Here is a 13,125-nt window from a genome sequence, read left to right as displayed (position 1 = left end):
ATTACTTCTTAACTAACTTCTGATCGGATTCCGTAAAATTCTCTTCAATATTCTCTAATGATTTCTCAAAAATATCGATGAAGTCTTGTCCGTAAATGTTGCGCAAGATAGCGATAAGTTCGATATTTTCTGGGAACTTACCATAGAAATTACGAAGTGCAAGAGCCCCATTAAATACAGAGTTATTTTCAGGATCATACTCCTCCATTAAGCGAAGTAGTAATTCTTCTCCTTTGTCTGTAATCTCAATGTACGTATTTCGTTTATCATCTTCTTTTTTCGAGAATACAAGATAGCCGCGTTCTTCCAGCTTTTTCGAGAAGTTAAACGCCGTTGATACGTGCATAACTCCAAACTTAGCAATCTCAGAAATAGAAGCCCCTTTTAAATGATAAGCGATTGACAAAATATGATGCTCATTAATGTTTAAATCGTAAGGCTTAATCCACTGTTGCCAATCTTTCTCTACACATTTCCATAACGCTTTCGATAATTGAGCAATGCGTTGGCTGAAAATCATCGCTTCTTTTACCGAGTAATCTTTTTCTCCACTTTTCATTTACTCACCCACTTTAACATTCTTTTTCATTACTATCTATTATGCCAGTAAAGTAAAAATTAATAAAGTCTTTTTGTGAGAATTGTGAAAATTTTTCGGAAAAATGACATTCTATACAAATCATGCATAACTATGGAAGCGTTTTATGAGTCGTGAATACATGTGTTGTCCTTACCTGTTAAGTGATAACATATATTGTAAATGCATAAAAACACGGCATATCTGTGTGATATGCCGTGTTAAGGTCAATTTATATAAAAAATATTTGTTATATGCAAAAAACTAAGCAGGAATTTGTTTACGCTTTTTCCGGAACAGCTTCTTGTAGTTTCTCAATTGATTTTTGAATGTCCAAAATTTCTTGCTCAATATGTCGTTTGTTTTGAGAAATATCTTGCTTCCAGTTAGAAAGCGTGTCTTGCATATCTTCTTTTAATTCTTGAAACACTTCTTTACCTTCCGAAGCAGTTTCAACGATTTGACGTTTTAATAATTTTGTATCAGCTGTAATATCAGCTAAAGTCTTTTTAATATCAGTTCCTTTTTCTTTCAGCTTACCGCGCATAGCTTTACCAGAAGAAGGAGTAGAGAAAAGAACGGCTAATCCAGCAACTGCTCCGCCGCAAATGACACCTGTAATAAAGGATTTAGCTTTTGACATAAAAGGAAACCTCCTTATTTTTTGTTCGTATTCATGATGTGAAAAAATATGCATATCTTTAAGACAAGGGAAAGAAAAGTGTGCAGTGCACAGTCCCCGGCATCTTGAATGGAGAAACAAGCCATGCAAGATGTAATCACTTTAGGAAAGTGGCTTGTTATGTATTACTTCTTATTATAGTGTCACTATTCCACACTATTTGCAATTGTACTTGCGATTTTTTGTAAATTTTCCATTGTGTATTCATTTTGATGTGATTTCCAAACAGCACCGAAACCATCGTTTTCACCATAGCGTGGAATTAAATGAAGGTGGAAGTGGAACACAGTTTGTCCAGCTTTTTCACCGTTATTGTTAAGTAGGTTAAAGCCAACTGGATTAAACTCTGCTTTAATCGCATTTGCGATTTTCGGAACGACAGAAAAAATGTGTGATGCGATTTCTGGCGTTAACGCAAAAATGTCTTGTTTGTGAACTTTTGGAATAACAAGAGTATGTCCTTTTGTTACTTGACTAATATCTAAAAATGCAAGCACATGTTCATCTTCGTATACTTTTGAGCAAGGGATTTGCCCGTCAATAATTTTACAAAAAATACAATTGTCCGCTGTATGGTTCATTGATCTCATCCTTTCAAGTAGCCTTAGCCGTATTTTACCATAATTATATAAGAGAACAAACACGAAAAACAGGAAGCTGACTCAGCTTCCTGTTTTCTGAAGAGGGATTGAAAAAGCATTATCGTAATTTACGTTTCGCAGACACCTCATTTATTTAAGAAATGCACGGTAAATCGGCTAAAGTTTCTGCCGTAGACACCCCATTTTCAAGTGAAATGAATTGCAATCTTTATAAAAGGAAATTGTTTATTTTTTAAAACAGTATATGCTCTTTCGGAGACACCCCGTTTCTAAAATGAAACAAATGATCTGGTTATGTGTAAATTTCTTTGTCCAACATGGACACCCCATTTCATGATGACTTCACTATGTTGTTGTACTCATCAATTGGTGGTTGCTTTTTCAATGTGTTCCTTCTTCACTAATTATGATGTCCGCTTTCGTAAAAATATATGCTAACAAATTTAAATTTTTTTTTGAGGGCATCGATACTATGTAGTACGGCGCTATTTTTGGTAAGATGAATATAGAATGAATACTAATGAAGAAAGTGGTGTCGTATGAGCGAGTTATTGCGTGTAGAAAATGTTACAGGAGGATATACGAAACGACCTGTACTAAAAGATGTTTCGTTCTCTGTGAATAAAGGCGAACTTGTCGGCTTAATCGGTTTAAATGGAGCCGGGAAGAGTACGACAATTAAACATATTATCGGTTTAATGGAACCGAAAAAAGGAACTGTCACAATTAACGGGAAAACAATTCGTGATGATATGACAGCGTACCGTTCTAGTTTTTCGTTCATCCCAGAAACACCAGTATTATATGATGAGCTAACGCTAGAAGAACATTTGAAATTAACAGCGATGGCGTACGGTGTCGATGAACAACAATATGAAGAACGTGTAGGACAACTATTACAAGAATTTCGCATGAAAAATCGTTTGAAATGGTTTCCATCTCATTTCTCAAAAGGGATGAAACAAAAAGTAATGATTATGAGTGCCTTTTTAGTGGAACCATCTCTTTACATTGTGGACGAACCTTTCGTTGGGCTTGATCCGTTAGCGATTCAATCACTCCTTCAAATGATGGATCAAATGAAAAAGAGCGGTGCAGGTATTTTAATGAGTACACATATTTTAGCGACGGCAGAGCGTTATTGTGATTCGTTTATTATTTTGCATCAAGGCGAAGTAAGAGCGAAGGGAACATTATCTGAACTGCAATCACAGTTTAATATGCCAGGTGCAACGTTAGATGATATTTATATTGCATTAACGAAGGAAGAAGATTATGAATAGCACAGCATTATGGAAAGAACGATTTCGTCACTTTCTAAAAGAAGTTCGTACATATAGTAAATACGTATTTAATGATCATTTGAAATTTATTTTCGTATTTATCATCGGCGCAGGAGCGTATTATTATCAGCAATGGTTACAAACGTTAACACCTTCATTTCCGACAGCGCTTGTTATGGCAGTGTTGCTCGGACTCGTATTAACGGCCGGATCCATTCAAACGTTATTAAAAGAAGCAGATCTCGTTTACTTGCTGCCAGTTGAAGAAAAGTTAAAACCGTACTTTACAAAGGCATTTCTCTTTACGTTTATGATTCAGTTATACATAATCGCAATCGTAGCGGCAGCGCTTGCCCCGTTATACTTCCAGCAAATGAAGCAAACAGGAGCGGCTTACATATGGATTGTACTCGCGTTTGTCATTGTAAAAGCGTGGAACTTATTCGTCGCATGGGAAAAATCATTTTTAACAGATCAAAATATACAAAGAGCTGATTGGTTCATTCGTTTTATTTTAAACGGTTTATTTGTGTACTTCCTTGTAGAGCGTACTTCCGTTATTTTTGTTGGCGGAATCGTCCTTCTCATGGTGTTATACCTTGTAGTACTGCATCAAATGGTGAAGGGAAAGCCGCTAAACTGGGAGTACTTAATTTCTGAAGAAGGTAAGAAGATGATGCTGCTGTACCGCATCGCGAACATGTTCGTTGATGTACCAGCATTAAAAGAAAGAGTAGCACGTAGAAAATGGCTTGATTTCATTCTTTCGATGATTGGTGAGAAGCGTACATATTTATACTTATATACGAGAACGTTTTTACGATCTGGTAACTATTTCGGCTTATATGTGCGCCTGCTCGCGCTTGGAGGAGTTATTCTTTACTTCATTCCGTTTTTATATGGACGATTTATCGTAAGCCTTATTTTCCTATACTTAATCGGTTATCAGCTATTAACTTTATGGAAGCATCACCGCATGAAGATTTGGCTTGATTTGTATCCGGTAGGGGGAGAAGAGAAGAAGAAAGATTTTCTTGTCTTATTAAATGCGATCCTTATTACCGGCAGCGTTGTATTTACAGTTATATTCGCCCTTGCGACGAAAGATTTCATGATGACGGGAATTTTACTAGTCGTAAGCATAGTATTTAGTATCGGTTTCGTTTATCAATACGGGGCGAAACGTATTGAGCGTTTAAATTGAAGGGAATGAACCTATGATTACATACGAAGAGAAGGTTATAAAAGAATTGGAGCAGTGGAAAGCTACATTCATGAAAGATTCTTCTATGATGACACGGTTCTCTAAGAAAGTGCAGACGAAAGTGCAACAGCTTATTCCGGCGAAAGTGCAAAAAGTATTAACGGAAACGATTCGGATGATGGTGCAAACGATTAGTGCTGGATCAAACTTTATAAAGCCGAAATTAAAAGAGACGAACTGGTCATTGCAAAGAAGAGACGACGAAGTACGTAAAAAAATGGATGAGTACAAAAAAATAGCAGCGGCAGAAGGAGCAGGGACGGGAGCTGGCGGTATTCTCCTTGGCCTTGCTGATTTTCCGCTTTTACTCGGCATTAAAATTAAATTTTTATTCGATGCCGCAACATTGTACGGATTTGATACAAGTAACAAAGAAGAGCGCCTTTTTATCCTTCACGTTTTTCAACTTGCCTTTTCAAGTGACGATCACCGAAAAGAAATATGGAAAGCAATCGAAACGTGGGATACAGAAGAAGAAAATCATATGGACTGGGAAAAGTTCCAAACAGAGTACCGAGACTATATCGATTTAGCAAAAATGCTTCAGCTCGTACCAATAATCGGTGCCCCGGTCGGCGCATATGCGAACTATCAATTACTGCAAAGGCTCGGAGAAGTGACGATGAATTGTTATCGTATGCGAATACTTAATAGAAATTAGAAAGAAAGCATCCTACATGTGTAATGTAGGATGCTTTTTTAGAAGTTAATGCCGTTATAGCCAACTCCGACTACAATCAATACGATAAAGAGCACAATGAGTACTATATACCCACTACTAACGCTCTTACCGTCTTGTCCAGCTTCACCGCCACCAGTGCCACCACTACCGCCTTTACCGCCAAGTCCCATAGGAATATCCTCCTTATTGTTATATGTTGCTTTTACTTTATACTTTTCTTTATTTACCAATAAATTCCTCCTGGAACGCTAACTAACTTGCAAATCATTTCGTTTCATTTTATAATTTACTTACCGACCGGTAAGTAAAAATAAGTGAGGTACAGTATGACAAAGAATTTACAAACATCGCAAAACATTGTAGAGGCATCATTTAAACTCATGGCAGAGCACGGCATTGAGAAAATGAGCCTTTCCATGATCGCGAAAGAGGTAGGTATTTCAAAACCGGCTATTTATTATCATTTTTCTTCTAAAGAAGCGTTAGTTGATTTTTTATTTGAAGAAATTTTTTCTGGGTATCATTTCGTGAGTTATTTCAATAAAGAACAATATACGAAAGAAAACTTTGCAGAAAAATTAATTGCCGATGGTTTACATATGCTCTCTGAGTATGAAGGCCAAGAAGGAATATTACGTGTTATAAATGAATTCATCGTAACTGCGGCGCGAAATGAAAAGTATCAGAAACGCTTATTTGAAATACAAGAAAATTTCTTAAATGGTTTCCACGATTTATTGAAGAAAGGTGTAGAACTTGACGTTGTGTCACAACATGCAACGGAAGAAAATGCTCATACGTTAGCGCTCGTAATCGATAATATGAGTAATTACATGCTGATGGGATTCCAGTTAAAGTATAAAGAAATTTGGATTCAAAATGTGAAAAACGTAATGAAGGAGGAATAAAAGTGAAAATGCAAAAAAACTGGTGGCTCGGTTTTCTTGGGTTCATTGGAGTGTATAAAATTCCAGGCATGATAGAAGCTTTTCAAGCGGATGGAAGTTGGATGAAGCTAATCGGTTTCATTTGGCTACTGTGGTTCGGATATTTTATTCCCGAGAAGAAAGAAGATTGAATTTCAATTCCCTGTAAAGTTATGTAAAATATAATTTGAGAGTATTCATATATTAGATTACTAGATTTGGAGTGGTTACATGGATCCATTGAAGAATGAAATTCACCCTGACATGGTCAAGGTGTGGAAAGTTCGTGCTGTCATTGAAGAAGGGATTGGTATCCTCGTTATTTTAGCTTACCTTTTCCTCATGATAAAGTTTGATTGGTGGGCGTGGATTTTGTATGTGATGATTGGGCTAACAGTTGCGTTCGCACCATTTTCGTACTTCTTATTCCCGAAACTACGTCAACGTTATTACAGTTATCAATTAAATGAAGAAGAGCTTGAAATTCAGCACGGTCTTTTCGTCGTAAAGCGCGTATTAGTGCCGATGATTCGTGTACAACACGTGACGATTGAACAAGGGCCGATTATGAGAAAATATGGCTTAGCAGAATTACACATTTCAACGGCGGCAACTTCTCACAGCATCCCAGGCTTAACGATGTATGAAGCGGAAATGTTGAAAACGAAAATCGCAGAATTAGCGAAAGTGAGTGATGAGGATGTATAAGAGGCAGCATCCCATTACGATGTTATTAGAATTAAAAATAACAGACTTTATACCACTCATTATTTTCATGTTTAGCTTAAACGGAAAATTCCCGTTTTGGTATTTAATTCCCGCTGGATTCGGTTTACTCACCGTTTTTTCAGCGTTTGAAAAATGGTACTACACAACATATTGGGTTGAAAATAACGTATTACATGTGAAACAAGGGCTCTTTGTGAAGAAGGAGAGCTATTTAAATAAAGAACGTGTTCAAACGATTAACACAAGTTCTAACGTGTTATATCAAATGCTCGGTTTAAAGAAAATTCAGATTGAAACAGCTGGCGGAGGCGATGATGCAGAAGTTAGCTTAGCTGGTATTACAGTAGAAGAGGCAACAGAGCTTATTGCAATGCTAAATGAGCCAACTCCAGAAGTGAAAGCAGAAGATACATCAGAAAAAGTAGTCGAAAAAGAAAGCGTTACAGAAGAAAAACAAGCGACAGAATACAAATTAACTTGGAAAGAAATTTTATTAGCATCTGTTACATCTGGTCAGTTTGGACTATTATTCTCATTAATCTTTTTCGTGTACCACCAAGTAGATGAGTACATTCCAAAATGGATAGAGAATGGCGTAAAGTCGTATGTAATGGAACATGATATATATGGCTGGATTTTCATGGTAGCCATTTTGATCGTCCTTTCGTGGATTATATCGACAATCGGTTATGCGCTAAAACATGGAGATTTCACAGTGAATCGAAGGAATGACGAAGTCCGCATTTCGCAAGGTTTGCTTGAAAAGAAAGAGCTTGTACTAAAATTGCACCGTATTCAAGGTATTACGATAAAAGAAAGTATTTTGCGTCAGCCATTCGGTTATTGTGCTGTACAAGTAGAAGTGATTCAAAGTAAAGGACTGGGGGACGAGAAAGAAAAAGTTACGTTGCATCCTATCATTCGAAAAGATCGCGTACAACAGTTACTCGCACATTTACAACTACCATATGAACTGAATAAAAACATTATTTCATTACCAAAAGCAGCATTACGCCGCTATCTCATTGATAGTTTTATATTCTTCGCTATGCTAGCAATCCCGCTTACTGGAATAAGTATATACTTTGAAAAGTATTACATCATGTGGGCATTAATTCCGCTAGCAATCCTCATCTTTACACTTGGATACGCAACATTTAAAACAAATGGTTACTGTGTAAACGGAGAGCAAATTACGCTTGTATATCGCAGCGTCGGCAAATATACAGGGCTTGTTAGAAGAAGGCACGTCCAATCAATGGAAAAGACACAATCATATTTCCAGCGCCGAGCGGATTTATGTACGTATAAGTTCTCTAACGCATCATCCAATTATAAACTAGAGCATACGAGAGTAGCAGATGCGGAGAGAATGCAGGATTGGTATAAGAAGAGATTAAGTGCGGATTAAATAGAATGGCTCGTCTTTTACGGAAGACGGGGCGAATGAAGTCTCGTTAAGACAAGCACAGAAAAATTTCATTGCATTTGGTGCTTGCGAGGAATGTTTTGTGAAATCAGTTAGAAAGCCGACTAGTGAAGATGTGAAGGATGCTAGTTGGAAACAAATTTGTTAAATAGCTTAAAATAAAAATGTTATTACTCAATGTAACAGGAGTAATAACATTTTTTTATGTAGTGAATAAAGAATTAACGCCGTCTTACAAGATAAAACAGTAAAGATGATACAGTAATAGGAAGGCCAGTATCCAGAAAAGCTTCTAAATAAAAGGATAAAAAATCTCTGTCGTTAAACCACATAAAGAATAAATGATTGTAAGAAATACCTAACAATATAAATAAAGGAATTCCGATCTTTAATTCGTGACTTCTTTTTATTTTTCTATAACAAAATTCACCAAATAAACAACCGATAAGAAAAGGGATGCTTCCAAGAATTGGAAACATAATAATAGATACCCAAATCGGTCCCCAGGAGTCAGCATAATTTGGAACTAGTGTATACTATAAAACGTTCACAATGATAGAAAAAACCAGTAAGCATATTAAATAACTAATAGAGAATTTTTCCAATGGAATCAGCCTTATAAAATTCCACTTTATTTTTATGAAAATATAAACCTCTTTAAATTATAGATTAGATATATAAGGATAATCAATTTTTATACATTTCGTGTTTATGGATATATTTTCAATGAATATAAAAGTATAGATGTATAGTCAACTTTCGGTATTTAATGTTATCATATTGAATGATATGGAAATTTTTAATAGAAGAAGCAACGAACAATTCAAAGGCAATGAAGCTTTTGTTGTATAAAGAAAATATTTATTATTACTCAGCGATATTAAAAATAAGGTACGTATTTATATAAATTTAGTAGAAATGGGGTTTTAAAAAGGAATGAGTACAAGTATAACACGGCAAAAGATTTTAGAAGCCGCTTCTCAAATTGTGCAATGTAAAGGGGTTGCTAAGTTAACTTTAGAAGCGGTAGCAAAAGAGGCGGGGATAAGTAAAGGTGGATTGTTGTATCACTTTTCAAATAAAGAAGCTTTAATAGAGAGCATGATACTCAAAGGGACGGAGGAGTATCAAGACGCTATTCACAATAAAGTAGCGGAAGACTTAGAGAAGAAAGGAAGGTGGGTACGTTCTTTTGTAGAGGAAAGATTAAGTAATGAGAGAAGAGTAGAAGAGCTGGGTAGTAGTATGATGGCAGCATTAATGCTAAAACCTGAATTACTTGAACCGTTACAACAATCATTTCAGCAACTGCAACATAAAATAGAAAATGATGAGATAGATTCAGTTTGTGCCACAATTATTAGATTAGCGGCAGATGGATTATGGTATTCGGAATATTTAGGGGTTGGAAGACTAAGCCCCGAATTAAGAGAGAAAGTGATTCAAGCTCTTATTTGCAATTCGTATAAATAGAATATACGAACTATATAATGTAAAATAATTCACCATTGCTTATTTAATGCACTGGTGAATTATTTTTTTTATTAGAAAAATAGAACAATTTCATAGAGTATTGAATTATAACCGTCCAGACGGTATAGTAATATTTGGTTTAAGAGGAAAATGAAACAAAAAAAGAATAAAAAATATTTTTAGCACACTATTCGAAAGGATAGGCCGCAAAGCTTAGAGTCTACGGTAATACATATTGGTTACTAAGATCGTCTGGTTGCACATTTTTGATGCAACCGGACGGTCTTTTTTTGTTATATAAATATAAAAAATAGGAGGGAATTATGCAAATGAAAAGTACTAAAAGGTATATTTCGATGGTTTCATTAGTTTTTCTAGTATTATTTTCAGTGCTAAATGTGTGGGCTCCAGTTATTCAAGCCGCTGTGATAAAAAATCCAGTGGACGAGATTAATATCTCCCGTACTGATGGTACAACGTCTGAACCATATCAAGCCTCAGATGGTATGAAAGTAGAAGTGAAGTGGTCAGCTAAAGAAAAAATAAAAAGTGGAGATCAATTCACAATTGATATGCCAAAAGAATTTAGAAAAGATCTTATGAATATGAGTTTTCCTTTAAAAGATGCTGAAGGAAAAACAGTTGGTACATGTGAGATGAAAAAGGGTCTATTGACATGTACTATGGGTGATTACGTAGAAGGAAAGAATAACATTAAAGGTTCTTTATTCGTAGAATTCTACTTTGGGCTAGAAGCATATGATGGTGTCAAAGAAATTCCATTAGAATTTAACGTTGATGGTCAAATCGTTAATAAAGAAGTAAGTGTAAATAATACGACAGAGAGACCGAAGCCACAGCCCAATACAGATAATCTATTGAAATGGGGTTCTTATAATCAAGAAGATCCGTCCATTGCTGATTGGCTTGTATATGTAAATGCAACTGGAACAGAAATGCAAGATCTTAAATTAACAGACACATTAGGACCTGGGCATGAATTAATTACAGATAGCTTAGTATTAGAAGAGGCTGTATTTGAAGATGGCTATGCACCAACAAATATTAAGCCAGCAGATTTATCTAAAATTAAAATTAATGCAACGAAAACTGGATTTACAATTGAATTTCCAGACAGTTCAAAAGGTTATATTTTAAGATATAAAACAAAAATTACTAATCCTGCTGCAAAGCCTCATAAAAATACAGTGAAATTAGAAGGTAAAAATATTGTAACTGAAGAAAAAGTTGGAGAAGTATTTGTAAGTGGTGGGGGAGGAACCGGTTCAGGTGACGATAATCCACCTAGCATTGAAAAAAATATAGTTGATGAGAATGGTAAGCTTGTAGAGAATCAGCAGTTAACACAAATGGATCAAGCTATTCAATACCAAGTTGGTACACATATACCGAAAAACCCGTCTAATTATACGTCAATGGTAATTAGTGATGATTTAGAAGATGTTTTAGAAGTATTAGAGGCAAAAGTATATGATCAAAATGGTCAAGATATTACTTCTAAAGGAACGTTAAATATAGATAAACAAAAGAGTGAAGTAACATTTACGTTTGGTGATAATTTTGACTATAAGTCATATGAAGACCAGGTAATTAACCTCAGCATTAAGGCGAAAATTAAAGCTAATGCAGATTTATCTTCTTACGTAGATAAGAAGATTCCTAATAAAGCGGAATTACATTTTGATGATAAAACATTAACATCGAAAGAAGTAACTGTTACGCCGCCTGAAGCTCCAAAAGAAGGTACAGTATCGATTCATAAAATAGATGCTGAGAATCCGAACAAAGGGTTAAAAGGTGCTGAATTTGAAGTTCGAAATAGTGCAAATGAAGTTGTTGCAAAATTGATAACGGACGAAAACGGCTTTTCAGTACCTCAAACTTTAGCTCCTGGGACGTATAAAATTTATGAAACAGTAGCGCCAGAAGGGTATCAAAAATTAATGATTCCAGTAGAGGTTACACTTCAAGCTGGAGAAACAAAAGCAATTGAAATTAAAAATACTTTGCAAAAGGGTCAAATTGAATTAAAGAAAATTGATTCAGAAAATGGTGAAAAACCATTAGCAAATGCAGAGTTTGATATAGTAAAAGACGGTGTAGTAGTTGAGCATATTATTACAGATAAAGATGGTAAGGCAATTTCTAAACCGTTAGCGCCAGGAAAATATATTTTAAAAGAAACGAAAGCGCCTGAAGGATACCAATTAAAAGAAACAGAATTCGAAGTAAATGTAACAGGGGACGGTATATTCCCGATAACAGTAGAAAATGCAATGACAGATAAAGGTAATGTAGAAATTTCAAAGGTGGACAAAGAAAACGGTTCAGTATTAGCGGATGTCGAATTTGAAGTCCAAAATGAGAAAGGTGAAGTAGTAAGAAAAGTAACGACGGATAAAGAAGGAAAGGCAATCGTTTCAGATCTTTCAGTAGGAAAGTACAAATTAGTAGAAACGAAAAGCTTACCAGGTTACAAGAAACTAACAGAGCCAGTATCGTTTGAAATTACAAAAGGTATGACGAAAGTCCTATCATTAAAAGTAGAGAATGAACAGTTAGAAAACGGTTCAGTAGAAATCACAAAAGTAGATAAAGACAGCCAGAAAGCATTAAAAGGCGTAGTTTTCGAAGTACGAGATGAAAAAGATAAAGTAGTCAAAGAGGTAACAACAGATAAAGAAGGAAAAGCAAACGTTTCAGATCTTTCAGTAGGAAAGTACAAATTAGTAGAGACGAAAAGCTTACCAGGTTATAAGAAACTAACAGAGCCAGTGTCATTTGAAATTACAAAAGGTATGACGAAAGTCCTATCATTAAAAGTAGAGAATGAACAGTTAGATAAAGGTTCAGTAGAAATCAAAAAAGTAGATAAAGACAGCCAGAAAGCATTAAAAGGCGTAGTCTTCGAAGTACGAGATGAAAAAGATAAAGTAGTAAAAGAAGTAACAACAGATAAAGATGGAAAAGCAACAATTGATGATTTATCAGTAGGAAAGTATAAATTAGTTGAAAAAGAAAGTTTACCAGGTTATAAGAAATTAATAGAGCCGGTATCGTTTGAAATTACAAAAGGCATGACCGAGGTCTTATCATTAAAAATAGAAAATGAAATGGTAGATACGGGGAATGTAGAAATAACAAAGATAGACAAAGATAATAAAGCACCGTTAGCGGGAGTAACGTTCGTTGTCCAAGATGAGAAAGGTAACGAAGTTAAAAAAGTAACGACAGATAAAGAAGGAAAAGCAAATGTTTCAGATTTATCAGTAGGAAAGTATGAATTAGTAGAGGTAGAAAGTTTACCTGGTTATAAAAAGTTAGAAAAACCAGTATCATTTGAAATTAAAAAAGGCATGACCGAAGTCCTATCATTAAAAGTAGAAAATGAAATGGTAGATACGGGGAATGTAGAAATCACAAAAATAGATAAAGACAGTAAAGCACCATTAGAAAA

14 protein-coding genes, 1 pseudogene and 1 riboswitch are annotated in these 13,125 nt (G+C 35.2%); of the genes and pseudogenes, 10 read left to right on the top strand and 5 right to left on the bottom strand.

Annotation, left to right across the window (positions count from 1 at the left end; genetic code table 11):
- Position 1 precedes the first annotated feature (1 nt).
- From JDS82_RS26950 to JDS82_RS26940, 3 genes are all read right to left on the bottom strand, one after another.
- Complete coding sequence (locus tag JDS82_RS26950; protein ID WP_000834920.1) at positions 2–559, bottom strand: HTH-type transcriptional regulator Hpr; 558 nt, start codon at positions 557–559, stop codon at positions 2–4.
- Between the two features lie 298 nt (positions 560–857).
- Positions 858–1,220 carry a YtxH domain-containing protein gene (locus JDS82_RS26945; protein ID WP_000030297.1) on the bottom strand — a complete coding sequence of 121 codons (363 nt, stop codon included), beginning with the start codon at positions 1,218–1,220 and terminating at the stop codon, positions 858–860.
- Positions 1,221–1,405: 185 nt separating this feature from the next.
- A complete protein-coding gene (locus tag JDS82_RS26940) occupies positions 1,406–1,840 on the bottom strand; it encodes an HIT family protein (protein WP_048561778.1) in 435 nt (144 codons plus the stop codon).
- Between the two features lie 560 nt (positions 1,841–2,400).
- Between JDS82_RS26940 and ecsA the strand changes: the two genes are divergently transcribed.
- The 3 genes from ecsA to ecsC are packed head-to-tail and all read left to right on the top strand — an operon-like array spanning position 2,401 to position 5,069.
- Positions 2,401–3,144, top strand: a complete 744-nt coding sequence (ecsA, locus tag JDS82_RS26935; RefSeq protein ID WP_001292607.1) for an ABC transporter ATP-binding protein EcsA — start codon at positions 2,401–2,403, stop codon at positions 3,142–3,144.
- A complete protein-coding gene (ecsB, locus tag JDS82_RS26930) occupies positions 3,137–4,348 on the top strand; it encodes an ABC transporter permease EcsB (RefSeq protein WP_001089115.1) in 1,212 nt (403 codons plus the stop codon). The genes ecsA and ecsB overlap by 8 nt, the downstream gene beginning before the upstream one ends.
- A gap of 13 nt (positions 4,349–4,361) precedes the next feature.
- A complete protein-coding gene (gene ecsC / locus JDS82_RS26925) occupies positions 4,362–5,069 on the top strand; it encodes an ecs operon protein EcsC (RefSeq protein ID WP_064471027.1) in 708 nt (235 codons plus the stop codon).
- 38 nt (positions 5,070–5,107) lie between these two features.
- Here the strand turns inward: ecsC and JDS82_RS26920 are convergent, their stop codons facing one another.
- Entirely contained in the window at positions 5,108–5,260 is a 153-nt protein-coding gene (locus JDS82_RS26920) for a sporulation protein YjcZ (protein WP_075310498.1), read from the bottom strand.
- Between the two features lie 156 nt (positions 5,261–5,416).
- On the opposite strand from JDS82_RS26920, the gene JDS82_RS26915 reads away from it, so the two are divergent.
- The 5 genes and pseudogenes from JDS82_RS26915 to JDS82_RS26895 form a co-directional block, all read left to right on the top strand.
- Positions 5,417–5,998: a TetR/AcrR family transcriptional regulator gene (locus JDS82_RS26915; protein ID WP_199714220.1), complete on the top strand. Its 582-nt coding sequence runs from the start codon at positions 5,417–5,419 to the stop codon at positions 5,996–5,998.
- A gap of 2 nt (positions 5,999–6,000) precedes the next feature.
- Positions 6,001–6,168, top strand: a complete 168-nt coding sequence (locus JDS82_RS26910; protein ID WP_000783815.1) for a hypothetical protein — start codon at positions 6,001–6,003, stop codon at positions 6,166–6,168.
- A gap of 79 nt (positions 6,169–6,247) precedes the next feature.
- Positions 6,248–6,724, top strand: coding sequence for a PH domain-containing protein (locus JDS82_RS26905; RefSeq protein ID WP_000371356.1), 477 nt, complete (start codon positions 6,248–6,250; stop codon positions 6,722–6,724).
- A complete protein-coding gene (locus tag JDS82_RS26900; RefSeq protein WP_199714219.1) occupies positions 6,717–8,156 on the top strand; it encodes a PH domain-containing protein in 1,440 nt (479 codons plus the stop codon). The genes JDS82_RS26905 and JDS82_RS26900 overlap by 8 nt, the downstream gene beginning before the upstream one ends.
- Before the next feature lie 22 nt (positions 8,157–8,178).
- Positions 8,179–8,322 (top strand): annotated as a pseudogene (locus JDS82_RS26895) (CPCC family cysteine-rich protein); the annotation flags it as partial.
- A 73-nt stretch (positions 8,323–8,395) separates the two neighbouring features.
- Here the strand turns inward: JDS82_RS26895 and JDS82_RS26890 are convergent.
- Positions 8,396–8,671 (bottom strand): hypothetical protein, encoded by a 276-nt coding sequence (locus JDS82_RS26890; RefSeq protein WP_346011136.1) that lies wholly within the window; start codon positions 8,669–8,671, stop codon positions 8,396–8,398.
- 439 nt (positions 8,672–9,110) lie between these two features.
- Here JDS82_RS26890 and JDS82_RS26885 point away from each other — a divergent pair, with 439 nt between their 5' ends.
- Entirely contained in the window at positions 9,111–9,647 is a 537-nt protein-coding gene (locus JDS82_RS26885) for a TetR/AcrR family transcriptional regulator (RefSeq protein ID WP_098058789.1), read from the top strand.
- Between the two features lie 171 nt (positions 9,648–9,818).
- Positions 9,819–9,911: riboswitch (cyclic di-GMP riboswitch) on the top strand.
- 59 nt (positions 9,912–9,970) lie between these two features.
- Positions 9,971–13,125: SpaA isopeptide-forming pilin-related protein (locus tag JDS82_RS26880; RefSeq protein ID WP_199714218.1), on the top strand; the 3,155-nt coding region annotated here is incomplete at its 3' end.

Origin of the sequence: Bacillus cereus group sp. N14 (assembly GCF_016483555.1) — a bacterium.
GTDB classification, from domain to species: Bacteria; Bacillota; Bacilli; order Bacillales; family Bacillaceae_G; genus Bacillus_A; species Bacillus_A wiedmannii.
This window is presented reverse-complemented; position numbering and strand designations above follow the sequence as displayed.